The following is a 25,516-nucleotide window of genomic DNA, read 5'->3' as shown; positions in this document are numbered from 1 at the left end:
CGAAATATCAACCTTAGGAAGCGCGAGGAAGCCTATTTTTTATCTTTGCTCTCTGCTGGCGCACTCTAGGGGTCCTCACATCATTCATAAAAAAAGAGCAGAATCACAATCGATTCTGCTCGTTATAATTATTAAGCTGTAACCTCGCCGTTCATGAACATGTTGATGTCATCTTCAGTGTTTGTAATGCCTCCAATGTTAAATTTCTCAATTAAGAAGTTCTTAACATTATCTGATAAGAAAGCAGGTAAAGTTGGGCCTACATGGATGTTTTGCACATCAAGGTATAATAGTGATAAGAAGACAATAACGGCTTTTTGTTCATACCATGCAATGTTATATGATAATGGTAAGTCATTAACACTCTCTAATCCAAATGCATCTTTAAGCTTTAAGGCTGTCATGATTAATGAGTACGAGTCATTACATTGACCTGCATCAAGCACACGTGGAATCCCGTTAATATCACCTAAATCAAGTTTGTTATAACGATATTTCGCACAGCCTGCTGTTAAAATCACTGTGTCACTTGGTAATTCTTCAGCGAAGTTTTTGTAGTATTCACGACTCTTATGACGGCCATCACAACCTGCCATCACGAAGAATCGTTTAATCGCACCACTCTTAACCGCTTCAACAACATCACCAGCTAGTTGAGATACTTGCTCGTGAGCGAAACCACCTACGATTTCACCATTTTCAATTTCTGTTGGCGGTTCACAAGTTTTTGCATGCTCAATAATAGCTGAGAAGTCTTTTGTGCCATCTTCGTTCTTATCGATATGAATAACACCTTCTACTGCTGTTGCACCAGTAGTGTACATGCGATTCTTGTATGAAGACTTCGGTGGCACTATACAGTTTGTTGTCATTAAGATTGGGCCGTTAAAGCTATCAAATTCACGTGTTTGCTCCCACCATGCATTTCCGTAGTTTCCGACAAAGTGATCATACTTTTTGAATGCTGGGTAGTAGTTAGCAGGTAGCATCTCACTGTGCGTGTAGACATCTACACCAGTACCTTCAGTTTGTTTTAGAAGGTCTTCCATATCTTTTAGGTCATGACCACTGATTAAAATACCAGGGTTGTTACGTACACCGATGTTTACTTTAGTGATTTCTGGGCTACCATATGTTGTTGTATTGGCCTTATCTAATAGTTCCATTGCTTCTACACCATATTTACCGCATTCCATTGCTAAATTAACAAGGTCTTCCATTGTTAATTCATCATTTGTAACTTCAGCAAGAGCTTTTTGCATATACGCGTGAAGTTCATCATTATCATAGTCTAAGTTGTTCGCATGCTCTAAATAAGCCGCCATTCCTTTGACACCATAGACAACAAGCTCGCGTAAAGAACGAATATCTTCATCTTTAGTTGCAAGGATACTTACTTCTTGGCTTGCTGATTTGATTTCAAGGTCATTGTTCGTTACGGCTGACCATGTTACAAAGTCACTTGTGTTTTCTACGTTATGACCTGCTGCTTCGATTACAGATTTGATCTCTTCACGTAATGCTATGCCTGTTCGTACGGTGTCATAAAACGCTTGTTTATCCCAGTTGGCATTTGTGATCGTCATGAAAAGTGCACGAACGATAAAATCATCTGTTTCTTTTTTATTTAAACCAAGTTCACGCGCAACGTTGTTGACAATTGAAACGCCTTTACTTGTATAAATTAATAGATCTTGCATATTAGCTAAGTCGTCTTTCTTACCACATACCCCGGCAATTGTACAACCTGTTCCTTGCGCTGTTTCTTGACATTGAAAACAAAACATACTCATGATTAAACCCCTCCAACGTTAATTTATAAGTGAATGTTACCTATAATGTTTTTTCGCTATACATAGAATAACAAGGATCAAAAAAATGCGTTGTGACATTTGTTACAACGAGAGGGGTTTATAGCGAAAAATCTTGACGGATTTGTTACAGAGCTTAGGAGCGGTATTGGGTTACCTGAAATGAAGGACATTTCCGCCCCGATCCAGCAGCGATTTGTCCTTCATCCGGCTTATGAAGGACATTTCCGCCCCCGATCCAGCAGCGATTTGTCCTTCATCCGGCTTATGAAGGACATTTCCGCCCCCGATCCAGCAGTCATTTGTCCTTCATCCAGCTTATGAAGGACACTTCCCCCCTCGATTCAGCACCCTTTTGTCCTTCATCCGGCTTATGAAAGACAGTTTCACCTCGACCGAGTAGCGAATTGTCTTTCATCCTGTTCATGAAGGACATTTGCCCCTCGGTTCAGCAGCATTTTGTCTTTCATCAAGCTCATGAAAGACATTTCTCTCTCGATTTGTGACAAGGTTCACCGTAATCGATAACGATATTATGTATAATAGTTTTGGATGATCAAAAATTAGGAGAGGATGTTGACTATGCCCATATAAATCTCGTAATGAGTCTACCGAGTTACTTATCCTGAAATCATTAAACAATCGCATGGATTTGTCTAAAAAAGATAAGCAACACTTTTTCAATCTAAAAAAGGGATATGAAGGGGAAATAATATTTGATTCATTAACAGAAAAGATTCAGAGTGAATGTTTTATATTAAATGATCTGCTCCTAAAACAAAATAACACCATGTTTCAAATTGACTCACTTCTAATTTTTCAAGAATCAATTTATATCTTTGAAGTAAAAAATTTTGAAGGTGATTATTATTATGAATCAGAGAGGTTATACAAGACTCCCGACTCTGAAATTACTAATCCTCTTAACCAATTAAATTGAAGCGCATCTCTTCTTCGACAGTTACTCCAGTCTCTTAAAATCACTATGCCGATTTATGCTTCTGTCGTTTATATTAATCCCGAATTCACGTTATACCAAACACCTCTCAATAAGCCATTTATTTTCCCAACTCAAGTTAATCGCTACGTAAAAAAGCTAAGTATGATACCTTCAAAGTTAAATGAAAAACACAGGATTTTGGCTGGACAATTACATTCACGGCATATAAAAGACTCTCCATTTACACAAATACCCTCTTATAATTATGACCAACTGAAAAAAGGGATCACTTGCGTTCAATGCGACTCGCTTTCAATTACGATCGAGGGTAGAGAATGTATTTGTCAGGAATATGGTTACGAAGAAGTCATCCCAACTGCTGTTATGCGAAATGTGAATGAATTTAACGTTCTTTTCCCAAATCATAAAATCACGACAAATATCATCCATGACTGGTGCAGGGTTATAAATTCCAAAAAGAGAATAAAAAGAATTCTAGACAAAAACTTTACGATAGTCGGGGTCCATCAATGGTCATATTATAAATAAAAGTCGTTTATTAATGACTAATTTTATTATGAGCCCCTTTTACGGTAACCATCACCCGGCTTATCAAAGACATTTCCCCCTCGATTCAGCCAGCCTTTTGTCCTTCATCGGGCTCCTGAAGGACATTTCCCCCTCGATTCAGCAGCCTTTTGTCCTTCATCCGACTTATGAAGGACATCTCCCCCTCAATCCAGCAGCGTTTTGTCCTCATCTTCACTTCCCCCCTATCCTGCCCCCTTACCTGCACCTCATAAACAACAAAAAAGACGAAACCGCCTCGTCCTACAGCGATTACGTCTCTCAATCGTTATTTTTATTTTCTCTCCTTATCCAAACCCCTTACTGTAATCGATAAATCACATCCACCTGTTGTCTTACTTGCACCTCACCTGGTTCGATCACAGTAGACATTGCTGCATCCTGAGCCATTTCCTGACGTAACTCGGCTTGGACAGGTAGGGTGACACGTGCGGCCTGGTCTGCGATTTGTAGCACCTCACCCCTTGAGCGACCGGCAGTTTCAGCCATTATATCAGCTCGTGCTTTTGCTTTCTCGATCGCAAGTTTTAGAGCTTCATGCTCTGCTTCTTCTGGATTTTGCAAACCAAATCGAGTTTGTTCAATTCGGTTCGCTCCAGCGGCAGTGACATCATCGAGCAGTTCGCCAATACGCTCAAGTTCCTTATATTCGATTTCAAGAATATGTTCGGCTCGATATCTCTCCTCGTCCTGATCAGGTCGTGATTCTGGATACACATGAAAACGAGCCGTTTCGATCGCATCGTCTTCAACGCCATAATCGTTTAGCACTTGACGAACCGCACTGATTCGTTTGCTCACTTCTGTTTGTGCCTCATCAGCCGATGATGAAACAGCTTGTGCGCCTAAATGAAGAAAAGCGATATCAGGCTCAACACTAATTTCACCGACACCCGTAACAACTAGCGTCCCTTCCTCGGCATTGGCTAGAGCCGTTGACATCCCCTTATGCTCTGCACCTGGTGTGATCACTAGTTGAATCATGATAACGAAACTGACGACTGCAGCAACTACTCCACTCACTTGGATCGTTTTCTTTATCATACGTTCGTTCCCCTTTCACTATATGTATTTTCACTTATATGACGCTAACCAATCTAAAAAGGTTACAGTAAAATCTTAAAAACGATTATTAATTTTCGAACAAAAGAATCGAACATTTTTTACTTGTTAAAATTACTATTTATCGAACACATTTAATTTTACATAGAAAGTTTTTAAATCGCCTACAATAAGCGCGTTGCCTCGTTAAAGATGATTCAAATGAGGCAGCCACACTGGGGGTGCATGACCATTACAGGAATGTTTTTCTTCTTGCTCGTTTTGGTACTAGCGACAGCAGGTGTGGTGATTTATCGTTATGCAGATCGACCTGAACCTGCGCCAGCGTATGTAACAAAACGTCGAGAAGGACCAAACCAACAATTTAGGGAGGAATTCGCTATGGAAAAAGACACTAGAAGCATCTTTGAAGAAAGTGCTGAAGCAGCTGAGGAGTTCGCAATGGAAGAGGACACAAAGAGCATCCTAGAGGAGGAAGCTGAAGAAGCGAAAATGGAACGCGTTGCTGCTCAAAAAGTTGATGAAGAGATCGGTGAAGAATTAAACCCACTACGCAACCAAATAAATTCGATCTCAAGTGCACTCAATCAACTTCAATCAAACAATCAACAAACAGGTTCAATGACTATGCCTTCAGGCCAAACACAACAACAATCGAGTGAGTTGATGCAACAATTACAGCAATTTAGCTCGCAAGCACAGCAGCAACAGCAAAAAACATTCCAACAGCTGCAGCAATCAATCCACCAAGCAACACAAATGTTAAGCAGTGTTGAACAATCACTTCAATCGTTTAACACATTAAACCAAATTTCACAACAAATTAGCCAATCTCAACAACAATTACAGCAACAACAGCAGCAAACACAAATGCAAGGTCAGTCTCAACAAGGCCAACAAGGTCAATCTCAAATGAACAATCAATCATACCAACATTAATCAATTCGGGGAGGTTACTGGAAGTATCAGTGCCTCCCTTTTGTAGAGCGATACTTCTGGTCGTATCATCGATAACCGTCATTATCGTTTACATAGTAGAAAAGGCTTTCCTTATTTTAAAAATCGGGTATGAACGTTTATAATATAACACAAAGCCTAAATGAGGTGTTTAGTGTGCATAGATCTTATGCATTGGAAAAGAAATGGTTACAAATGTCTGTATTTGGCGGGTTATTGTTTGCAATATTAGGTATTATTTTAGGATTATTGATACAATCGCAAATGGTCTTATTTGATGGCTTATACTCGTTTATTAGTGTGATTTTGTCACTGTTATCGTTACTTGCAGCACAAGTGATTGAAAAAGGAGATAAAAGCAGGTTTCCATATCGGAAGGACATGCTCGAACCGGTTGTGATTATTATTAAGTATGTAGCGATTTTACTCTTATGTGTAACAGCTATCTACTCAGCTTTTGAAGCGCTTTTATCAGGTGGTAGGGAAACAAACGTGAGTTATGCTCTTCTCTATTCCCTGATTTCGACCGTTGGTTGTTGGGGGATGTATATCTTTTTAAAAAAGCATAAGAAGAACTCAGGACTGATTGGGGCCGAGGCGAATCAGTGGAGAATGGACACGCTCTTAAGTGCTGCGGTACTCGTGGGCTTTTTTATCGCCGTCGCACTTTCATTTACGTCATATACGAGCGTGATCCCATATATCGACCCGCTCATGGTTCTAGTGGCAGCGGGGTACTTCCTCAAAATTCCGGTTGTCGAAATCACCCGAGCGTTAAAGCAAATGAAATGGCACCCGGTCAATTGATCTAAAGAAATTCAAAGGAGATGATCGCTTCGATTGAAGTACAAAATCAAATCGAAGACTCTATCGTTCATTATTTTGAGGGGTGAAGAGCAGCGACATGATTATGTTGTTTTTCAAGTCATTGTTCGACTGTAGAAGTGAAAAAGATGACCTAGAGGTTTATTTATAACCCCTAGGTCATCTTCATCTTTTTAAGCAATAAAACTTACCCCTCTATTTGGATCACTTCATCATTTACTTCAATCTCCCACAGCAATGTTTCGGGATTGAAGCTTACTTTCTTCACGATAATCGCCGTATGTTCATCGGCATCGTCTAGTTGAGCGATCACTTGGGCAATGGCTTCTTGTTCCGTCATCTCTGCACCTTTAGGTTGATTACTTTCTAGTATGTTGATCTGTTTTGCGGCTGCTTGTGTTGGATAGGACTCATTCACTCCACCATCAAACCAAACTTCTACACGTTCACCAATGTCAACTTCCTCATCTACATGAGTCGTTGACACCCAAGAGGCATCATAAAATTCATCCGCCCCACCAGTCTCACTAAAATCCTGAGCTTCAATACTTACAACGAGTATGTGATTCTCCCGTTTGTTCGTCACGTAACCGACGATATCTGGGTTCGCAATCTCTTCATTATCTTGGCCTGCATCCTCACCTGTCACAACAATATCAATCGATGTTGAAAGCAGATGACTTTCTTCATTTTCCTCCCCATCATTGGTCGTAAAGGACGCGGTGACTTCTATTGTATATTCACCTTCAGGAAAGCCATCGCGGTTAAAATAATCCTGAATAAAATCATCATCGCTATGCTCTCCTGATTTCGCAAAAGCTACTTCATACCATACATCGTTTTGTAGCGTTGTATGTAATAATGGCAGTGTTTGAGCAGGATGAATCGTGACTTTACGTGTATGCTCGGTCACTTCAAATGAAAACGGCGACGCACCATGTGAAATCTTGATCTCATCCTCATTACCAACATATTTCAATTGCGCAAAGATCCCTTCTTGCTCGTGCGGTTGGTAAACAGACTTATTAGATTCTAACAGCAAAACAAAGTCCCCTTCTTGCACTTCGCTTTTAGGCTTTTTGTCAGTAGAAAAGTCACCTTGATCGCCATTATTGTCCTGGTCAGTCCAACCGCAACCTACTAGTGATAGGCTAATGAATAAAATTAACAAATAACTAAATACCATTTTCATAACTTTTCCCCCTAATTTATTTATTACTTATTACAACTTTTCTTGAACAATACGATGACCAACTAATGCGTCTGACCTTTAGAACAAGTTGTGATAAACGCCTCCTTATTAGATAGACTATACATTCGGTTAACAGCACTGTTGTTACAAATAATAATCTCGCTGTCTTTCCTAACATAAGATCCCCCTCTACTAATAAGACGAATTTAGTATAGAAAAGGTTGCATTTTTTTCTCATGTACACTAAATAACCTTACCTCTGATGAAGCAATCATAGGTAAGGTTACAATTAAAGGTACAGATTAAGGTGTCTCAATTATACACTTGGTGTGTATGTGTACCAATTCTTTTCAATATGTTAACAGGTGTTGGTGTGTTGAAAAACTCACCATCTGTTGGTTCAATTCGTTATCTAAATTTCGCAAGCGCTTCATTGAGCTCTCTTGTTTGTCCGTACACTTTTCGATAAAGTTGGAAAAGTTCCTGGTAAGTCACCACTCGTTCAGGTTCAGGATGATATTCTTCCTTTACTTTAACAAACTGATTTGCACACTCTTGCAAAGAAGAAAACCAACCAATTCCAAAAGCAGCAAGCATCGCTGCACCTAATCCGGGTCCTTGTTCACTTGTTAACTTTATTACTTTGGCATTAAAGATATCTGCTTGAATCTGCAGCCACTCTTTACTCTTTGCACCACCTCCGATTGAAACAATAGATTGGATTTCTTTACCACTTTCTCGTAAAATTTCAATCGATTCATTTAAAGAGAATGTGATTCCTTCAATAATTGCTCGACAGAAATCATTTAACTGATGTCCATCATGGGCTCCAATAAAACTACTACGGATGTTTGCATCTGCATATGGCGTTCTTTCTCCCACAAGATAAGGAGTAAACAATAAGCCTTTCGCTCCTACTGGACTTACCTCAATTCCTTTTACAAAGCTTTCGAAATCTTGGTTAGGGGCAAATGTCTCTTTGAACCAACTTAAACTGTATCCCGCTGCAAGAGTGACTCCCATAATATAAAAAGCAGATTCATCACCGTGATTAAAATAGTGTACGTTCCCAGAATAATCTCGATCATCGTCTTTTTCATAGGAGAGTACAACACCTGAAGTACCAATACTGCATAATGTTTTACCGTCTTGTAAAATACCTGCACCGATTGCCCCACATGCATTATCCGCTCCACCGGCAAAAACGGGTACATCTTCTCTCAAACCAGTACGTTGAGCGATTTCTGGTAATAATTGCCCAACTTTTTCATGAGACGCAACGAGTGGCGGGCATAAGTCTACTGGGAGTTCAGCCTTATGACATACTTCTTCACTCCAGACCTTTTTCGCCACATCCAATAAGAGAGTACCTGCTGCATCCGAATATTCTGTATGTACTTTCCCGGTCAAACGGTAGCGAAGATAATCTTTGGGTAACATAAAGATATCGGCTTTTTCATACGTTTCTGGCTCATGCTTTTTTACCCACAAAATTTTCGGTAATGTAAATCCTTCTAATGTTGGGTTTTTTGTTAAAGAATGCAACTTTTCTTTGCCTACACGTTCTTCTATTTCACGACATTCTGTTGTGGTCCTTGTATCATTCCATAAAATGGAGTGACGTAAAAGGTTTCTGTCTTTATCTAACAAAACGAGGCCATGCATTTGCCCAGAGAAGCTCATTCCTTTTATTGAAGTAGCATCATCTATCTTTTCTGTTATCTGCTTTATCGCTTCAATTGTTTTCTCAACCCACTGTTCAGGGTCTTGCTCACTATAGCCTGCTTGCTCTTGAATAAGGGGATAGCTTTTTGATACTTCATCACAAACCTCCCCATTGCGATTCACTAATAATACTTTAACTGCACTCGTTCCAAGGTCTACTCCTAATACAAAGTCCATCCACTATCTCCCCTCACATGTTTTACAGACAGCTTGGTCTTGGCTTTACTTATGATGTTGAGCTCTATACACTGTGTTTTTTTCATATAAGATGCTTTAATTCTGGCACAATGTTCTCAGGTATGTTCCCTGTTACAGCAGCAACCAAATTTTCTGCCCCTTTCAAAGCCATATCATCTCGGGTTTTTTTAGTTGCTGAACCAATATGCGGTAAGGTCACGACATTTGGCATCTGCAATAATGGGTGACTCACATCGATTGGTTCAACGTCATAAACATCAAGTCCCGCCCCTTTAATTTTTTCTTGCTGTAAAGCTTTGACTAAAGCTTGCTCATCAACGGTTTTTCCTCTTGAACAATTAATAAAAATCGCCGATCGTTTCATTAACTCAAAATGCTTTTCTCCGATGAGATGATAGGTTTCATTCGTCAGTGGGACCATCACCAATATGAAATCGGATTGTGCCAACAGTGTCGGTAAATCAGTGTAATGGATGCCTAATGTCTCTTCTACCTCACGCCGTCGACTGCGATTATAATACAACACATCCATGTCAAAGCCCAATGCTGCTCGACGTGCAACTTTCTCACCAATCCGTCCTAACCCGATAATCCCTAGGGTGGCATGATGGACATCAACACCAAAAAAGAACTCTTCATCTCTGACCCATTTTCCTTGTTTTACATACTGATCAAGCTCTGGTAACCGTCTAGCTGTTGACAATACGAGACTAAAAGCTAAGTCCGCAACTGTATCATCAAGAACATAGGGAGTATGCGTGCCAAGCACTCCTCGTTCTTCCATCGCTTTTAAGTCAAACGCATCATAACCAACGGCCATGTTACTTACAACTTTCAGGTTGGGGGCATGCTCGAGAAACTCTTTTGTGATTTTCCCTTTTGGAGTCAGCAAGCCATCAACATCAGCAACTTCCTTAAGCAACACCTCATGGGGGATTTTTTCCTCCTTATCCCACATTCGATAATGACAATGTTGACTGATCAGTTCTTCTACTTCTTTCGGTATTGGTTTTTCAATAAATACTTTAGGCTTCATCAAACCCATCCTTTTCTAGTTTCTATCATCAGGATAAGGTTGTGAACATCGATGCTCACAACCTTACGTCTAATTTATGATTCTTGAATTTCGACGATCCGTGTAATGTCTGGATCAGTAAATATATCGTGTTCATCAGTACTTTTCGTTGAAAACTCTGAAACGACAGCCCCTTCATCTCCAGACTGAAACCAATGAGGTGTATTTGGCAGTAGTGTATATTGATCACCTGGCTTTAGCACGATTTCATGCCATGCCGTGTAATACTGCTTTCGATCTTCGGGTGGTAACGCCTGCGGTTGCTCGACTTTTGGTCCTGGTACATATAGATACACCGTCCCTTGTCGGCAGCGAAACGTTTCTTCTTTCCCTTCACTATTTCCTACAGGTGGATGTAAATGTTGCGGACACGTTTGCCGAGGAAGGAGAACCAACTCCTTTGCACAACAACGCTCTGTATTCATATAAACGACCAATTGCAGGCCCATTTCTCGTACTCGACCCAATCCGAAATCAGTGACTTCTAGGTGATTCGCTTCATGTTTGGTTAGAACGATCCCAGCCTGATCAATATATTTGAGAGACTCTTTTTTTATTTCTTCATATTCTTGTTTTGTAATCACTGTCCACTTCTTCCTTTCTCTTCTTTATTTCGATTCACAATCGATCATAACGTGGATCGTATCGCCCTTATGTTCATTTCGTAATTTAAAAGCTTCATCAATTTTCTCCAATGGAAGAATGTGCGTAATCGTTTCTTTTGTATTAACTAAACCATCTGTTACTAACCGCAATCCTTCATCAAATAGGCGGCGGTTATCTATGTCACGCTTAGGTTCTGTAGATAAAATATCCAACCGCTTTTTGTGGACTTTAAAAAAATCGACCGGTTCATGACATGTACCAATACACCCGTACATAACGATTCTTCCATTTTGTGCTGCTGCATCAATCGCATCAACCATGCCAGACCCTTCTAATAAACAAGGAATCACGACATCAAATCCATCAGGAAAATCGTCTCCAATTACATCCTTCGTCTTCGCATCAGCGGAAGGCATTTGATACGTATGAGTGGCCCCATATTTTTTCGCCAACTCAAGTTTTTCTTCAAACAAATCAGTTACAACTAAATTACGTGGGCTAAATAAATTGATGACCTGCGTCATCGCTAAACCGCTAACTCCTTGCCCCATAATTAACACATTCTTATTTGGTGATATTTCGCCAAGCTCGGCTGTATGAATTAAAGGGGGTAACACTTCGATTAATGACCCTTCAATTAGCGGGAAGCTTTTTGGCAATTTTTTAACTGCAAAGGGGCTACAACATACATATTCGGCAAAGGCTCCCCAGACGTAGCGTAATGTAACGTGATCACCTTCTTGTAATCCGATCACATTTTCACCTACTTGATCAATAACACCAGCGACCTCATGACCTAATCTCGTAGGGTATGAGATAAATTCAGGTTCTCTTGCTCCACGAAAGACTTCTACGTCGCTTCCGCAAATACCAACCCATTTAACCTTTACTCGAACTTCATCAGGCTGTGGTGTTGGAATACGTGCGTATTTTAGTGAAATTTCACCTACATCATCCATCACCGCACATTGTTGTGTATTTGGACCCTTTTTATCAACTAACTCCATTGGGGGTACTGTCATTTTTCTAACCATTTTCATTTCTCCTTTCAATTTAACTTACTCATTTTTTAAAACCATTAGTTTAACTGTTGTAGCAGCGCATTCATTCTCTCTTGATATTGCTCAGTCGTAAGGATCTTCTTCTCTGCTGGCTCGTTATCAAATGCTCTTCCCCAATCTTCACCCTCTCTATATTTGGGGACGAGATGAAAATGTAAATGGGAAACTAGGTCACCATAAATTGCATAGTTAATTTTATTCGGACTAAATGCTTCATTAATAGCTTTAGATGCTTTCGACACATCTTCCATAAACAAGGTTCGTTCCTCTTTCGTTAATTGAAACAACTCTGTTTTATGACTTGTTAACGCTAAGACACACCTGCCTTTATGCGTTTGATCTTTCAATAAATATAAATTTGATATCTTCATCTCTGTAATGTTCATCATTAATCGTTCTAACCGATCATCTTTTGTACAATAAAAACAATCATAATTTGTCATCGTTCCCTCACCTCCTTAAACTGATTTCCTACCGAACAATGGGATCACCTCATAAATGTTTCAGGTAAAAACATCACAAGTTCAGGGATATAGGTAATGATCAACAACACTACAATCATTGCCATAAAATACGGTAAAATCGCTTTGATAACATCGGTTATGGAGATTTCTCCAATCGCACAGGAGACAAACAAGCAGACACCTACAGGTGGGGTAAACAGCCCGATCGCTAAATTGACGACCATGATCACCCCAAAATGAACAGGGTCAATTCCAATCGCTGTGACAATTGGAAGTAGGATTGGTGTAAAGATAATGACCGCTGGACTTAAATCTAAAAATGTACCAATAAAAAGTAACAAAACCATGATCATTAGCATGATAAGAAATGGATTTTCTGTCACCGAAAGCAACGCGTTTGCAATCGTTTGTGGGATGCCTTCGATAGCAAATAGATACCCTAGTGCCGATGCCGTTGCAATCATAAGCGCCACCATCCCAGTCGTCACAGAGACATCTAGCATGATTTTCGGTAAATCTTTTATTTTAAGTTCTTTATAATAGAACACACCTAGTAAAAATGAATACAATGCAGCGATTCCCGCTGCTTCTGTAGCAGTAAAAATACCAGTTACAATACCACCTATGATAATAATGATTGTAAGTAGCGCTGGGATACCGCGAATAATATTCATGCCAGCCTCTCTAAGCGTGATCATTTCTTCTACGGGATAATTTCGCTTTTTAGCAATAACTGCTGTAACAGCCATTAAAGCGATCGCAACAAGAATCCCAGGAATAATCCCACCCAAAAACAACTGACCTATCGATACGCCCGCTGCTACACCATAAATGACCATAGGAATACTAGGAGGGATCATCACTCCAATCGTCGACGATGTTGCTGTTACCGCTACACTAAAATCTCGATGATACCCTTTTTTAACCATTGCAGGAATTAAGATGGAACCGACTGATGATGAATCGGAAGCTGCTGAACCTGTAATTCCTGCAAAAAACATACTACTGACAATGTTTACATACGCTAATCCACCCCGCAAAAATCCGACAAGTGATTTTGATAAATTAATCAAATCAGTTGTGATTCCGCCTAATTGCATAAATCGTCCCGCTAAAATAAACAATGGAATGGCAATCAAAGTAAAAGAATTAACGCCCATTAACATTCGTTGCACCATTATGGTTAAATCGATCGAGCCAACGACCGCAAACCCAAAGATGGCAGCTAATCCAGTACTAATAGCTATCGGAACATTGATTGCCATTAGTACAACCAAAACGACAAATATAGCGACTACCATGGTTCCCCTCCTTCCAGCAGTTTATTTTTGATTTTCACATTAACTTTGAAGCTCACCTTTTCTTATAAGATTTAAGAGTTGATAGAGACTATAAACAAAGAAGAGACCACCAGCAATTGGCATCGGTAAATAAAAATAAGAGCGTGAAATTCGTAAAACCGGAGATAATTGCCCCCATCCGTTCACGACAAGGTGGATTCCGTAATAGAGTAAAACACCACCGAAGAAAGAAATTAAAATATAGATTAAATAGTTCGTTATCTTTTTAAAAGAAGGATTAAACTTCATGTAAAAATATTCAACGCCTAAATGCATTTTTTTCGTAAAGGTAATGACCCCTCCCAAGAGGCAAAACCATACAAACGCTAATCGCGCCAACTCTTCTGTCCAAGCAAAAGGTTGAGTTAAAAAAGCCCGAGCAAATATTTGCAACAATATAGTTAATACCATGATAAACCCGATGATGATCACGATATTTGCTAACACCTTGTTATAGATCACATCTACAAGCTTTTCAGCCATACTTATCACCCCGGAAAGTTAGTAGAAAGGGATAACCGCGTAACCTAGAAGCTATCCCTTTCCATTACCAAACATGTATTAGTTGTTTAAGAAGGCATCAAAGTATTCTTTACCAATGATGTCTTCATACTCTTCGTAGATCGGTTGAACAGCTTCAATAAATGTCGACTTATCCTCAATGAAATTCACTTCCATTCCAACTGCTTCTAACTCTTCCACCGCTGTTGCAATTTGCGATTGTTCCTCTTCGAATGCATATTGCCCTGCAACCTCACCTGCTTCTAGTACGATGTCTTGTAAATCAGCTGGAAGACTAGTAAAGAAGTTATTATCCATCGCAATTACATTTGGGGTCATAAAGTGATCAGTCATCGAAACATAGTCTGTTACTTCGTATTCCTTTTCTGTTAATATAAGAGCGATACTATTTTCTGCTGCGTCAACAACCCCTGTTTGTAGAGCCATGTAGCGCTCATCAGCAGAAATTGGCACAGCACGCGCTCCTAGTAATTCCATTGTTTTAAGCATTACCGGACTTTCCATTACACGAATATCAAGTCCATTAAAATCATCTGCAGTCTCAATTGGACCTCTTGAGCTGTATACGTTTCTTGAACTTCTTTGTAACCAACCAACAATTTTTATATCTGCCTTCTCCTCAAGAACGGCACTTAAGTCATCGCCTATACCACTTTTAATGACTGATCGTTGATGCTCCATGTCATTTGACAAGTACGGCATATCAAAAATTAATAATCGATCATCCAACGATGAAAGGACAGCAGTGTTTATTTCTGCCGCTTGGATACTACCAAGTTGTAAGCCATCAATGTAGTCCGCGTGCCCACCGAGTTGACCACTGTGAAGAACATCAACCTCAATTCTGCCATCACTTTCTTTTTCCACCACATCTTTAAATTCATAAAAAGCTTTTACCATTGTGTCTTCTGGGTTACTTGGAGATGCCATTTTAATGGTGTATGTTGTCTCGTCTTTTTGAGTTTCAGCATTATCGTTTTGATCCTTCTCTTCACTTCCGTTTGCATCATTCTCATCATTTGTTGCTTCTTCAGTAGTTCCACAAGCAACCACAACAGCAGATAATATTGCAACTAACGTGAATAATAGTAATTTTCTGATATTTACAGACATAAAAAATTCCTCCTTTTTTAACTGTTGATAATTTACAATCTCGTCAATCTTTCGACTTATAAACTGTCGCAACCAACCCCTTCACCTTTATTGTAAACGCTTTCTAATTAAAACTATAAATCCCAATTATACTTTTGTCAATAAATAAATTATGTTTTGCTTTTATTTTATGATTTATTCGGATGATAGCGTAAAATTTCGTTACTTTAAGACAAATATGTTGAAATCTTTACTAAAGTCCTTTTATAATAAAGTAAAATCATACCAGAATTTAGGTGTTAAATATGAATATTAATAATGTAATCGATCACAAAAATAGTAAGCTTGCGATTATACAAACGTTACGCATTCATGGTAGTATGTCTAGAATTATGCTTACAGAGTTTACAGGCTTCAGTAGAGCTACAGTTTCTGCAACGATTTCAGAATTAATGGACATGGGCATTATTAAGGAAACAAAAAAGCAGCCGTCGACTGGTGGAAGACCCGCTACAACCCTTGAGCTAGTCCCTTACTCCACTTGTGTCGTCGGCGCTTGTTTAGACAACAATCACTGGAAAATTGGGGCTTTTGATCTTCTCGATCATGTAATTAACTCGATCGATATTCCGGTGTATACTCAAGATCCGATTGAAACGTTTGAGGTGTTGAAAAAAAACCTACTCACGTTTATTGATGATCTCGATCGCCCTATCCTGCCATTACTAGGGATAGGTGCCCCTGGACTCGTTGATAAAAACGATCATCTCATTAAGGCTGCCCCTCCACGGGATTGGTTCAATGTCAATGTAGCAGAAATACTAGGAAATTCGATTGATTGGCCAATCGTTGTCATGAATCGACACCGAGCACGTGGTTTAGCTGAATGCCGATTTGGAGCAGGAAGCGATTCATCAAATATCATTTATATTGGGGTAGGATCTGGTGTGCGGGCAGGGTTTTATATTAATCGACAGTTGATTACCGATTCGATGGGAGGAACAGGTGAACTGGGTCATACAACGGTTGAACCAAATGGGCCGCTATGCTCGTGCGGTAATGAAGGTTGTTTACAGATGTTGTGTTCATCACCGTTTATCGAAAAACAAATCAGAAAATCGATTCGTTTTGGTGAAACGCCTGGTATTCATCTTGCTACAAATGGTGATATGCAGTCCATTAAGGCAACAGACGTCTGTCGGGCAGCGGATCGCGGTGATACGCTTTCAATTGAAGTTATCAATAAAGCTGCCACTTATTTAGGTATTACAATGGCTAATCTCGTCAATACATTTAACCCAGAAACGATCATTCTCGGTGGTACGATTCCGAATGCAAGCGAGCTATTCGTTGAAACATCCAATAAAATTATGCGCCAGCGTGCCTTACCAAGTATTGTTTCAAATGTTAACGTTTTATCAGCCACGTTAGGTGACAACGGTGGTGCATTAGGTGCAGCTAATTTTGCTTTAGACAGAAAGTTGCCAATCAAATATTTAAATCCTGCACTTTCATGACTTAATCTAGTCTTTAACAAAAGATAAAAAGCAGGGAGGATACACTACCGTATCCTCCCTGCTTTTTAAGTGTACATTGATGTACAAGTCCCATGGTCAAGAACAATCAAGTTTACTTATGATGATGGTGAATAATGAGGGTCTTTATTACAAAGCTAAACAATGTTACCACTCAGCTACAGAACCGTCAGCATGCCTCCAGATCGGATTTTTCCAATCATGGCCTATTTTTGCCATTTCTATGACATGTTCTTCATTAACCGTAATGCCTAACCCAGGTTTATCTGGAATTGAAACGAAGCCATCCGAATACTTAAACGTCTCTTTATCGTATAAATAATCGAGCAAATCACTGCCTTTATTGTAATGTATGCCGAGGCTTTGTTCTTGAATGAAGGCATTGTGTGTCGTCGCATCCACCTGTAGACACGCAGCTAGAGCAATGGGGCCTAACGGACAATGTGGTGCAAGAGCTACATCGTAGGCTTCTGCCATCGAAGCGATCTTCTTGCATTCTGTTATTCCCCCGGCGTGAGAGAGGTCTGGCTGAATAATATCGACATAGCCATTCGATAATAAGTCTTTGAAATCCCACCTTGAAAACATACGCTCCCCTGTCGCGATCGGAATTGTAGTATGCAGCGAAATTTCCTTTAATGCTTCATTGTTTTCAGGTAATACTGGCTCCTCAATAAACATCGGTCGGTAGCTTTCGAGTTCTTTGGCTAAAATTTTTGCCATTGGTTTGTGGACTCGACCATGAAAATCAATTCCTACATCTATTGAGTAACCGACCTTCTCACGAATTGCTGCCAACCGCTCCACGGCTTGATCGACTTTTTCGTACGAATCTATATACTGCAACTCTTCTGTCGCATTCATTTTTACAGCTGTAAATCCTTTATCATATAACTCTTTTGCAGCTTGACCCACATCATTCGGACGGTCGCCACCAATCCATGAATAGACTCTAATTTTATCCCGACATAGTCCACCTAAAAGCTGATGGATCGGTGTATGATAGTATTTTCCTTTAATATCCCAAAGCGCCTGATCGATCCCAGCAATCGCACTCATTAAAATCGGCCCACCCCGATAAAAGCCGCCGCGGTACAAGACATTCCAATGATCCTCGATTTTCATCGGGTCTTTCCCAATCAAATAGGTCATCAATTCATCCACACACGCTTTGACGGTATCGGCTTTGCCCTCAATCACAGGTTCTCCCCAACCTACGATTCCTTCGTCGGTCTCAATTTTTAAAAATAGCCACCTTGGCGGTACCTTGTAACAAGAATAACTCCTAATCTTCATCTTCTGATCCCTGGTTACTAAAATCTATAAAAACTTACTTTTCGCCACCGAACCAAGTATAAGGGTGACATACCGTGGAGATTCTCACTCCATTCCGTCGGAAGGGGGTTGGCCCCTATCATTTACCTGTTATAAAAGATTATCCGCGGCTCCCTGTTAGGGACGGCGTTGGCGATAAACCATTTCTTCTGTCGATAAGTCACCGCCAAGATTTTAGTTCCCAGGTTACACCTCCTTCATTTTGAATTTGCATTGATCAAAACGTAACGTCTTATGAACAACATTCCATGTCTTCCATGAATGAAGCTCTTTAAACGTATCGATATTCTTTAATAACATACCTAAGTACTGTCGTTGTTTTTTCCCCTGTGTTGAATGCTTAACGGATTCTTCCATGGATCCGAGTTTGCCAATCAAGTGAGGTTTCACAACGGAACGGAGGACACGGACAACTTTCTTCGGAACCTTTTCATCATAGCCTAATCCTCGCCTTGCGATCACAAAGGATGCAGCTTCATGAACAGAAATACCATATTTTTGACTGTATTTAAAACGACCGATGACGGACGTATACGCCGGATTCACTTTCTTAAAGTGAACTCCTGTACGTAATGCATTCCGAACAATCGCATTCGTCAATTTTGTTTTTGTGAACGTATGAGTTTGGCGGTTAAAGCGTTTATTCGATTCGTGCTGTTGTTTGAGTTTAATATCCTCCATCACAATCGCACCGATCTTCTTATCGTTCAACCAATGAAACAACGCTTTTATCGTTTCTCCCACCACGTTATCACGCTTATTAGACGATACATATTCTAATTCATGGCAATAGAAGATATGACTCTCGATAAAATTACCCTGTCTTGTTAAAAGTGTGACAGCTATTCTATCAATGTTAAGGTCAATCCCTGCGATGACATCATGATACTCACCAATCTCATAAACCTCTTTTCCATACTCTTCTTCGTCGTAGTTGAAGTGAACGAAATAATCGCCATTCTTACGGATAATTTCCATCGAGTACGATTGAAATGGCCCTTTCTTCGGATCATTAGGGATAGCCACATGGACAATCTCTTCAAGATATTTATCAGGCCTGTCACTTCCACCTTAATACGAGGTGCTTTCGTTTTATCCTCGGGAGTAAGGAGTGGATTCGCAATTTCTAAGAAAAAGCGATCATCATGGTGAAGGAGACGAATGTTCAAGTTCCCCTTCTTTGCCTTATCACCGCGGGCGTACAAGTGGTTCGTTCGAAGATCTTTCCATGCCTGTTTAGAAAGTAAACCTTTCCTGCGAGCGATAAAATTCTTCTTCCCACCAAAAATCACTGGAGGAATCGTACCTCTCTCTTGGTGATCGTTTAACTCGTAGAGCTTACGCTCAAGCTTTTCCTTACGCTGACCCAAGCCAATTAAAGCCGTTTCGAGATCAGTCCTTTTGGGTTTGCGTCGCCCCGTTTGATACAAGTGAAACTTTTTTTCAAGCTTTTTTAGTTTTGCTTCCGCATCTTCAATACGAGAGGGTAGTAGCTCTTTTTGGCTAGTGATAATACTTTGTGCTTGTAAAACCGCATCTTCCGCATAGCGTTTGTTCATCTTAAACTTTTCAGGAAGTGTTTTGTGTAAATCGCCCGTTTTTTCACCCTCAAGCAAACGGTTAAAAGCGTAGCGTGTCATGGATGAAAACACTCGCAATAAATCATCAAGCTTGCTCTTATCTTGTTTAGACAAACCTTTAAGCTTTAATAGTCGAGTCGTCTTCATCCGAGACACCCCCTTCTATCGTTTTAATAATCTGAGTGGACACTTTCTTTCCGCCTCTTTTCCCATAAATACGTGCAGAAAAAAAGGTTGTAATGGCAATGAGATCATCAACCAATTCTTGTTCTTCGCTCATTTGCTTTTCTTCCGCAATGATGATTTCACAACCTAATTCGCGCAAGTGATTCTCTAAATACGAATATCCAAATCGTGCTAGCCGATCCTTATATTCAATGATTAAAAAAGAAATCTTTTGATTCTTGATCTCTTTTAACAGTCTTGAAAGGCCTTTGCGATTCTCATTCAATCCACTGGCTACATCCTCGTGCACACCTGCGATATGTAACCCTTGTTTAATGGCGTAATTCATTAATCGCTCTTTCTGCCTTAGTAGATTACCAGACTCTTCTTGTTTTTTCGTAGAGACACGGACATATAAAAAAGCTTTCTTTTGATCAGGTTGTCCCTGTAAGTGCGGACGTATATCTGAAAGGGCATATCTCCGATGCCCAGAAGGGGTTCGCTCAGATTGAATATACCCTCGTTTTTCCCAATTTCGTAATGTTTGAACGGAAACACCTAACATTTCTGAAGCTTCGCCAATACTAAGAAGCATTTCTTTCTTTTTCATAAAAAACACCCTTTATAGTAAATATCTGCATATAGATTTTAATACATATTATCAGAATTTACTATATTTACAAGAACCTGTTACAGCCTCCTTAATAAATACGACTATTTTTGCGGTTTTCATAATAATCAGGATTGCTTCCAAGCCGATCTAGAATTGGTTTTGTCACTTTATTTAATTCTTCGTACAGTTCAGAAGGCATGTCATAGAGAGCACCTTGAAGGTTCTGTTCAAGTTGAGTCTCGTTCCTTGAACCTACAATTGTCGTAGTAATATCTGAATTGGCAAGCACCCATGATAAAGACAATGTAATTAAATCCACGCCATACTCATTGGATAATTGCTTGATCGTTTGTAGTGCTTCCTTAATTTCTCGCTCAGTACCCTCTTCACCGTGCCTGCTTTGCTCACCACGGCTATGATGGAAATGACGCGATCGCGCTTGCATAGGTTTGACATCTTCAAGTGCGTACTTTCCCGTCAATAACCCTTGTTGCAGCGGCATATACCCAATGATGCCAATATTGTTATTTCTACAGTGCAACGTCAGCTCGTTTTCGATCGCTCTCGACAATAAATTGTATGGCAATTCATTTGTGATGACATCTACGCCGAGTTTGTGCAGCTCCGTCATTTGCTTGATCCCATGATTACTGATCCCGATATGACGAATTTTCCCCGCTTTTTTTAGCTCTGTTAAGGTATCAATTGCTTCAGCAAGGTCTGGCGGGTTACAAATTTTTCCTTTATCATTTGTGAAATGTTTTACAGATAACGGGTTGATCGGCCAATGAACCATATACAAATCAATATAATCCGTTTGTAAGCGCTTCAAACTTTCTTCGCAACTTTTTTGCAAATCATCCGGATAAACGTTTGCCGGAGTTACTTTCGTACCGATGATGGCCTCATTTCTTCTCAATTTTAATGCTTCACCAAGTGCCTCTTCACTTTTCCCGTCATTATACATTTCAGCAGTATCGAAATAGTTCACCCCTCGGTCGAGTGCACGGTTTACGACATAATTAACATCTGCCTGACTTTGTTCGCCCCAATACTTACCACCTCCATATTGCCAACATCCCATACCGACGACACTAACATATAAATCTGAGTTTCCTAATCTTCTCTTCTCCATAAATACCCTCCATTTGTTCTATGACCTTAGCGAATGACACCCTTTTCTATTAAAATATTCCCCTTATAAGAGGTGTCCGTCGTCGCAATAATTGCATAAGCGTCTTTCGCCTTTTTATAAAAATCAAACCGATCAATATAATTGATCTCATAGGCTTTTTCATGATGGTTTGCTATGATATCTTGGTACAATTGCCACACTTCTGGTTGAGGTTCATGTTCATTTACTTTCATAAGCGATACTGGCTTATGAACTTTCGCATCTAGCGGAAACAAACGTAAAATCGCATCTAACAGCTTCGCAATCGAAACCCCATCACACCGAACAATACGCTCTCCACATCGGTAAGACGGAAAGTTACCATCAGCAATAACGAGTTGATCACCATGCCCCATTTCCATTAACACCTTTATCATTTCAGGAGAAATTAGTTCAGGTATGCCTTTTAACATAAATCACACCCCATCTTACGTTATTTTTTTACAAAAGGGAAAAATAAATCTTACCCAAAAAGAAAAAAACCAAATGATTCTGTCAATAAAATAGTAAATCAGAATTTAACTTTTGTCAATTTATAAACTAACTTTATTCTTCAATCCCTTTTCTGAAGTAATTCACTCATTTTCACATACCATGGTTCGTTAGATCTCATCCTTGACCCATAGGAAAATCTAAATAATGCTTAAATATGGGCTATTACATGTTAGTTAGGTAATTAAAAAGCGCCCAGAATTTCTGGGCGCGTAATATGCTATATATAAGTTGTTTTAGGATTATCAAGCTCCTTCTTAAACAAAACTCCAGTCCAGGCGAGCCAAGAGGTATCGTTCAATACATACGAAATTAAGTGTGACAACATACTAGTTATTAACGGGATCACATTTTTCCTATTTTGGAGATAGAGTATCTCGTGTTAAATATTTTACTCTTCAAGCATCTGTACAACTTCTTTAAACACGGTCGATGGTTGTTTTCTTAAAAGTTCGAGCTCTATTTGCACCATATGCGCGCCGTTTCGAATCTCAATATGATCATCTTTCATTTGAATGATTAGATCACGTAGACGGTAGTTTGAATGGCTGAAGCTGTCCAGCGAAAGGCTCTCTTCTTGCTTCTATGTACCCAAGAATCTTTATCCCTTGTCGCGCGAGATAATAACCGTTTCTACTTATCACTATCAGCTTGAGATGCTATATTTTGCGGTTGGTATGTACCATCAAACACTTTCTCTAAACTAATGGTTTGGTTGTAACCAGCTTCAGGTAGTTGATCTACTATTGGTGCCTAGTGTATCGACTCGCTTGATTTGACTAAATATTCGATGACCAATTTGACCAACATAAAACTTCCCCCAACACCGGACATTTTATTTCTATTGTACCAATAATATACAAAAGTTGGGATAAAATAAGACGAGCGGGATTTTATATTTCTGCAAGTTCATTAAAAAAGGTTAAAGTAATTCTCAATGGCGGAAATCCTCAAAATTTCTTAGGATATATTGCTATGCTTCAAATAAAAGGGTTACAAAATTTTCCAGACTGTAAATTAGTATTATAGCTTTGTTTTTGACATGAATTTTACCCTACATCGAGTTATAAGAGGATATATTAGTCAGAGTTTGTGCATAAATGTAATGATCATACACATAAATACTTTTATTATAAAGAGGGATGCTTACATGGCTACAGAAGTAAAACAGTACAATGTTTCGGACATTGTTGCAAGTATACAAGAGGATGACCCAAATAAAAGGAAAATTAAAATAACTGTACCAAAAATGCAAAGAAATCTTGTATGGAGTAGAGAACAAAAACATAAGTTTATCGATACATTAAAGAGAGGTTATCCATTTGGATCACTTCTATTATATAAAAAAAATAATGATGATACATTTTCTTTGATTGATGGGCTTCAACGTACATCAACTATAATTCAGTATTCAAAAGAACCTACATCTTTCTTCAATGCTGATGATATTGACGATAGCTTTATTGATTATTTTATCCAAACTGTTCATGAACTCTCCGGTGAACATTCTGAAAAAATAAGAGATATTATTGAAATGTGGGTTAAGAGTTTGGACGGATTTGATGAAGGTCATAACTTTTCCGCTTATGATCTAGTACGTAAGATTTCCAAAGATTTAGAATTAAACATAACTGTCGACGTATTTGATGAGTTAGTTGATAAATACAAAGAGTTTACTTCAAAAGTCAAAAGGGAAGCCGATATTTCTCAAATACAGATTCCAGTAGTAGTATATTATGGCGAGGAACATAATCTTCCTGAAATTTTTGAGAGAATTAATTCCAAGGGTACAAAATTAAATAAGTATCAAATTTTTGCCGCCACATGGGAAAGAACATTACCTATTAACAATAAGGAAATTATAAAAAAGATTGAAGCAAAATATGAATTAATGTTAGAAGAAGGCTTTGAAATTGAAGGGTATTATCCGGAAGAACTATACGAAAAAGGTAAAGAATTTACTATTTTCGAATATTTGTTTGGTTTTGGAAAATTTTTAAGTGAAGAATACCCACACCTTTTTGGTAAGTCAGGAAAAGCAGATACTACCGAGTCTATTGGATTTAACCTAGTAACAACTTGTTGTGGGCTGCCTCTAAATAAAATGATTGAGTTACCCAAAACTATTGAAAGCTATTACGTATCTAAGTTAGAAAAAGCGATTCTTGACACAATTGAATTTGTGCATAACTCCCTCTCAGCATTATCATTTAAAGCCAATAGGAAGAATAAAAAAGACAAAGGTGATAAGATATATCATACAGAACTACAAATAGTTTCAATTATAGGAGTCGTCTTCCACTTAAAGTATGATAAAAATTTAAATGTAAGAAATACTTGGAACACTAATAAATTTACACTTAAAAAGTATATTCCTTTGCATTATCTATACGATATACTTAGAGATATTTGGAGAGGCTCCGGTGATTCAAGGTTAAAAGATATTGTTTTTGATGAAGATTTACAGACCCGCGGACGATATTTACAACCAATTTCAAAAAGCAAATGGGAAAACCTTCTTCAAGAGTGGTTCGAAACACAACTTAATAGAACTGAAATCCAAAGAGTTAAAATTTATGATCAAGATATGTTATTTATTAAATATATTTATAACAGTATTCTTACGAATGAAGAAAATTATGATGAATTTGAAGTTGACCACTTATTTGCTATAAATAGACTAAAAAAAGTTGCTCAGGACCTAAACGGAATCCCTATTAGTGCTGTTTCAAATTTAGCCATGATCAAAAAGCCAATCAACAGAGCAAAAGGCGAAAAAACACTTAAAGAGTATTTTGATTATAGTGTTGATAAAGGTAAAGTGACGCCAACCGAGGCTAATGAAGAAATGAATAAATTAAAGAAACTGATATTTTGTGATATATCTCAGGTTGACATTAATAAGGATAGTGAGGGGAACGATAATATAACCAAAGAATGGTACATTGATAAGTTGAGAACCCGTTTCAAATTAATGAAACAGGTTTTCTTTGAAAAGGTATATAGAGATTAGATAAGATTTATAAAGATATAAGTCTTCTCCCTAACTAAATATAGAGAGGCCAAGTTTTAATGGTCTCTCTGTTGTTTTATGCCATGGTTTTATCACAGATCATATAATGACGATAATAGTCAATAATTTCTAATTCTTTACATTCTCGGTA

At 38.8% G+C, this 25,516-nt stretch carries 23 protein-coding genes; 5 read left to right on the top strand and 18 right to left on the bottom strand.

From position 1 onward, the window contains the following. Positions 1–131: 131 nt before the first annotated feature. On the bottom strand, positions 132–1,787 hold the full coding sequence (hcp, locus tag KH400_RS13855; RefSeq protein WP_217225498.1) for a hydroxylamine reductase: 1,656 nt from the start codon (positions 1,785–1,787) through the stop codon (positions 132–134). Positions 1,788–2,457: 670 nt separating this feature from the next. Here hcp and KH400_RS26415 point away from each other — a divergent pair. Next, entirely contained in the window at positions 2,458–2,751 is a 294-nt protein-coding gene (locus KH400_RS26415; RefSeq protein WP_312889188.1) for a nuclease-related domain-containing protein, read from the top strand. A gap of 634 nt (positions 2,752–3,385) precedes the next feature. On the opposite strand, the gene KH400_RS25320 is transcribed toward KH400_RS26415, so the two are convergent. Together KH400_RS25320 and KH400_RS13845 are read right to left on the bottom strand one after the other, a co-directional pair. Then, the gene (locus KH400_RS25320) at positions 3,386–3,511 is read right to left on the bottom strand and encodes a hypothetical protein (protein ID WP_281418713.1); all 126 of its coding nucleotides are present in this window, start codon (positions 3,509–3,511) and stop codon (positions 3,386–3,388) included. Between the two features lie 128 nt (positions 3,512–3,639). Then, positions 3,640–4,383, bottom strand: a complete 744-nt coding sequence (locus KH400_RS13845; protein ID WP_217225459.1) for an SIMPL domain-containing protein — start codon at positions 4,381–4,383, stop codon at positions 3,640–3,642. Between the two features lie 243 nt (positions 4,384–4,626). On the opposite strand from KH400_RS13845, the gene KH400_RS24135 reads away from it, so the two are divergent. After that, the gene (locus KH400_RS24135) at positions 4,627–5,340 is read left to right on the top strand and encodes a hypothetical protein (protein WP_246589567.1); all 714 of its coding nucleotides are present in this window, start codon (positions 4,627–4,629) and stop codon (positions 5,338–5,340) included. 174 nt (positions 5,341–5,514) lie between these two features. Further along, positions 5,515–6,165, top strand: coding sequence for a cation efflux transmembrane domain-containing protein (locus KH400_RS13835; RefSeq protein WP_217225457.1), 651 nt, complete (start codon positions 5,515–5,517; stop codon positions 6,163–6,165). A gap of 205 nt (positions 6,166–6,370) precedes the next feature. Here KH400_RS13835 and KH400_RS13830 read toward each other — a convergent pair whose 3' ends face one another. The 9 genes from KH400_RS13830 to KH400_RS13790 all read right to left on the bottom strand — a co-directional run bounded on the left by KH400_RS13830 (position 6,371) and on the right by KH400_RS13790 (position 15,479). Continuing rightward, complete coding sequence (locus tag KH400_RS13830) at positions 6,371–7,375, bottom strand: DUF3221 domain-containing protein (RefSeq protein ID WP_217225454.1); 1,005 nt, start codon at positions 7,373–7,375, stop codon at positions 6,371–6,373. A 408-nt stretch (positions 7,376–7,783) separates the two neighbouring features. Continuing rightward, positions 7,784–9,277 carry a xylulokinase gene (xylB, locus tag KH400_RS13825; RefSeq protein WP_217225453.1) on the bottom strand — a complete coding sequence of 498 codons (1,494 nt, stop codon included), beginning with the start codon at positions 9,275–9,277 and terminating at the stop codon, positions 7,784–7,786. A gap of 82 nt (positions 9,278–9,359) precedes the next feature. Beyond that, positions 9,360–10,334, bottom strand: a complete 975-nt coding sequence (locus KH400_RS13820; RefSeq protein ID WP_217225450.1) for a 2-hydroxyacid dehydrogenase — start codon at positions 10,332–10,334, stop codon at positions 9,360–9,362. Between the two features lie 74 nt (positions 10,335–10,408). Beyond that, the gene (locus KH400_RS13815) at positions 10,409–10,957 is read right to left on the bottom strand and encodes a D-lyxose/D-mannose family sugar isomerase (protein WP_217225448.1); all 549 of its coding nucleotides are present in this window, start codon (positions 10,955–10,957) and stop codon (positions 10,409–10,411) included. A gap of 24 nt (positions 10,958–10,981) precedes the next feature. Next, entirely contained in the window at positions 10,982–12,013 is a 1,032-nt protein-coding gene (locus KH400_RS13810; protein WP_217225446.1) for a zinc-dependent alcohol dehydrogenase, read from the bottom strand. 44 nt (positions 12,014–12,057) lie between these two features. Continuing rightward, entirely contained in the window at positions 12,058–12,483 is a 426-nt protein-coding gene (locus KH400_RS13805) for an HIT family protein (protein ID WP_217225444.1), read from the bottom strand. Between the two features lie 44 nt (positions 12,484–12,527). Then, positions 12,528–13,805: a TRAP transporter large permease gene (locus KH400_RS13800; protein WP_217225441.1), complete on the bottom strand. Its 1,278-nt coding sequence runs from the start codon at positions 13,803–13,805 to the stop codon at positions 12,528–12,530. A gap of 39 nt (positions 13,806–13,844) precedes the next feature. Continuing rightward, a complete protein-coding gene (locus KH400_RS13795; RefSeq protein WP_217225439.1) occupies positions 13,845–14,327 on the bottom strand; it encodes a TRAP transporter small permease in 483 nt (160 codons plus the stop codon). Between the two features lie 78 nt (positions 14,328–14,405). Further along, entirely contained in the window at positions 14,406–15,479 is a 1,074-nt protein-coding gene (locus KH400_RS13790) for a TRAP transporter substrate-binding protein (RefSeq protein WP_217225437.1), read from the bottom strand. Between the two features lie 284 nt (positions 15,480–15,763). Between KH400_RS13790 and KH400_RS13785 the strand changes: the two genes are divergently transcribed. Further along, positions 15,764–16,975, top strand: coding sequence for an ROK family transcriptional regulator (locus KH400_RS13785; RefSeq protein ID WP_217225436.1), 1,212 nt, complete (start codon positions 15,764–15,766; stop codon positions 16,973–16,975). A gap of 165 nt (positions 16,976–17,140) precedes the next feature. Here KH400_RS13785 and dgoD read toward each other — a convergent pair whose 3' ends face one another. The 6 genes from dgoD to KH400_RS13760 form a co-directional block, all read right to left on the bottom strand. Further along, a complete protein-coding gene (dgoD, locus tag KH400_RS13780; RefSeq protein ID WP_217225434.1) occupies positions 17,141–18,289 on the bottom strand; it encodes a galactonate dehydratase in 1,149 nt (382 codons plus the stop codon). 225 nt (positions 18,290–18,514) lie between these two features. Then, complete coding sequence (locus KH400_RS24130) at positions 18,515–19,072, bottom strand: IS200/IS605 family accessory protein TnpB-related protein (RefSeq protein ID WP_312889186.1); 558 nt, start codon at positions 19,070–19,072, stop codon at positions 18,515–18,517. Between the two features lie 98 nt (positions 19,073–19,170). Next, positions 19,171–20,055, bottom strand: a complete 885-nt coding sequence (locus KH400_RS24125; protein WP_246589566.1) for an SSO2105 N-terminal domain-containing protein — start codon at positions 20,053–20,055, stop codon at positions 19,171–19,173. Beyond that, the gene (locus tag KH400_RS13770) at positions 20,027–20,683 is read right to left on the bottom strand and encodes an IS607 family transposase (protein ID WP_217225432.1); all 657 of its coding nucleotides are present in this window, start codon (positions 20,681–20,683) and stop codon (positions 20,027–20,029) included. Before KH400_RS13770 ends, KH400_RS24125 begins: the two co-directional genes overlap by 29 nt. Positions 20,684–20,774: 91 nt before the next feature. Further along, on the bottom strand, positions 20,775–21,821 hold the full coding sequence (locus tag KH400_RS13765) for an aldo/keto reductase (protein ID WP_217225430.1): 1,047 nt from the start codon (positions 21,819–21,821) through the stop codon (positions 20,775–20,777). A gap of 26 nt (positions 21,822–21,847) precedes the next feature. Next, complete coding sequence (locus tag KH400_RS13760) at positions 21,848–22,273, bottom strand: RbsD/FucU family protein (RefSeq protein WP_217225428.1); 426 nt, start codon at positions 22,271–22,273, stop codon at positions 21,848–21,850. A 1,229-nt stretch (positions 22,274–23,502) separates the two neighbouring features. On the opposite strand from KH400_RS13760, the gene KH400_RS13755 reads away from it, so the two are divergent. Next, the gene (locus KH400_RS13755) at positions 23,503–25,365 is read left to right on the top strand and encodes a DUF262 domain-containing protein (RefSeq protein WP_217225425.1); all 1,863 of its coding nucleotides are present in this window, start codon (positions 23,503–23,505) and stop codon (positions 25,363–25,365) included. Positions 25,366–25,516: the final 151 nt, after the last annotated feature.

Origin of the sequence: Desertibacillus haloalkaliphilus (genome assembly GCF_019039105.1) — a bacterium.
Classification (GTDB): domain Bacteria; phylum Bacillota; class Bacilli; order Bacillales; family KJ1-10-99; genus Desertibacillus; species Desertibacillus haloalkaliphilus.
The sequence above is the reverse complement of the archived record's forward strand: the minus strand, read 5'-3'. Positions and strand labels throughout refer to the sequence as shown.

Coding starts and splice junctions, on each gene's coding strand:
- hcp (WP_217225498.1), bottom strand. CDS start 1,787: ATGTTTTGTTTTCAATGTCAAGAAACAGCGCAAGGAACAGGTTGTACA.
- KH400_RS26415 (WP_312889188.1), top strand. CDS start 2,458: ATGGATTTGTCTAAAAAAGATAAGCAACACTTTTTCAATCTAAAAAAG.
- KH400_RS25320 (WP_281418713.1), bottom strand. CDS start 3,511: ATGAGGACAAAACGCTGCTGGATTGAGGGGGAGATGTCCTTCATAAGT.
- KH400_RS13845 (WP_217225459.1), bottom strand. CDS start 4,383: ATGATAAAGAAAACGATCCAAGTGAGTGGAGTAGTTGCTGCAGTCGTC.
- KH400_RS24135 (WP_246589567.1), top strand. CDS start 4,627: ATGACCATTACAGGAATGTTTTTCTTCTTGCTCGTTTTGGTACTAGCG.
- KH400_RS13830 (WP_217225454.1), bottom strand. CDS start 7,375: ATGAAAATGGTATTTAGTTATTTGTTAATTTTATTCATTAGCCTATCA.
- xylB (WP_217225453.1), bottom strand. CDS start 9,277: ATGGACTTTGTATTAGGAGTAGACCTTGGAACGAGTGCAGTTAAAGTA.
- KH400_RS13820 (WP_217225450.1), bottom strand. CDS start 10,334: ATGAAGCCTAAAGTATTTATTGAAAAACCAATACCGAAAGAAGTAGAA.
- KH400_RS13810 (WP_217225446.1), bottom strand. CDS start 12,013: ATGGTTAGAAAAATGACAGTACCCCCAATGGAGTTAGTTGATAAAAAG.
- KH400_RS13805 (WP_217225444.1), bottom strand. CDS start 12,483: ATGACAAATTATGATTGTTTTTATTGTACAAAAGATGATCGGTTAGAA.
- KH400_RS13800 (WP_217225441.1), bottom strand. CDS start 13,805: ATGGTAGTCGCTATATTTGTCGTTTTGGTTGTACTAATGGCAATCAAT.
- KH400_RS13795 (WP_217225439.1), bottom strand. CDS start 14,327: ATGGCTGAAAAGCTTGTAGATGTGATCTATAACAAGGTGTTAGCAAAT.
- KH400_RS13790 (WP_217225437.1), bottom strand. CDS start 15,479: ATGTCTGTAAATATCAGAAAATTACTATTATTCACGTTAGTTGCAATA.
- KH400_RS13785 (WP_217225436.1), top strand. CDS start 15,764: ATGAATATTAATAATGTAATCGATCACAAAAATAGTAAGCTTGCGATT.
- dgoD (WP_217225434.1), bottom strand. CDS start 18,289: ATGAAGATTAGGAGTTATTCTTGTTACAAGGTACCGCCAAGGTGGCTA.
- KH400_RS24125 (WP_246589566.1), bottom strand. CDS start 20,055: ATGAAGACGACTCGACTATTAAAGCTTAAAGGTTTGTCTAAACAAGAT.
- KH400_RS13770 (WP_217225432.1), bottom strand. CDS start 20,683: ATGAAAAAGAAAGAAATGCTTCTTAGTATTGGCGAAGCTTCAGAAATG.
- KH400_RS13765 (WP_217225430.1), bottom strand. CDS start 21,821: ATGGAGAAGAGAAGATTAGGAAACTCAGATTTATATGTTAGTGTCGTC.
- KH400_RS13760 (WP_217225428.1), bottom strand. CDS start 22,273: ATGTTAAAAGGCATACCTGAACTAATTTCTCCTGAAATGATAAAGGTG.
- KH400_RS13755 (WP_217225425.1), top strand. CDS start 23,503: ATGGCTACAGAAGTAAAACAGTACAATGTTTCGGACATTGTTGCAAGT.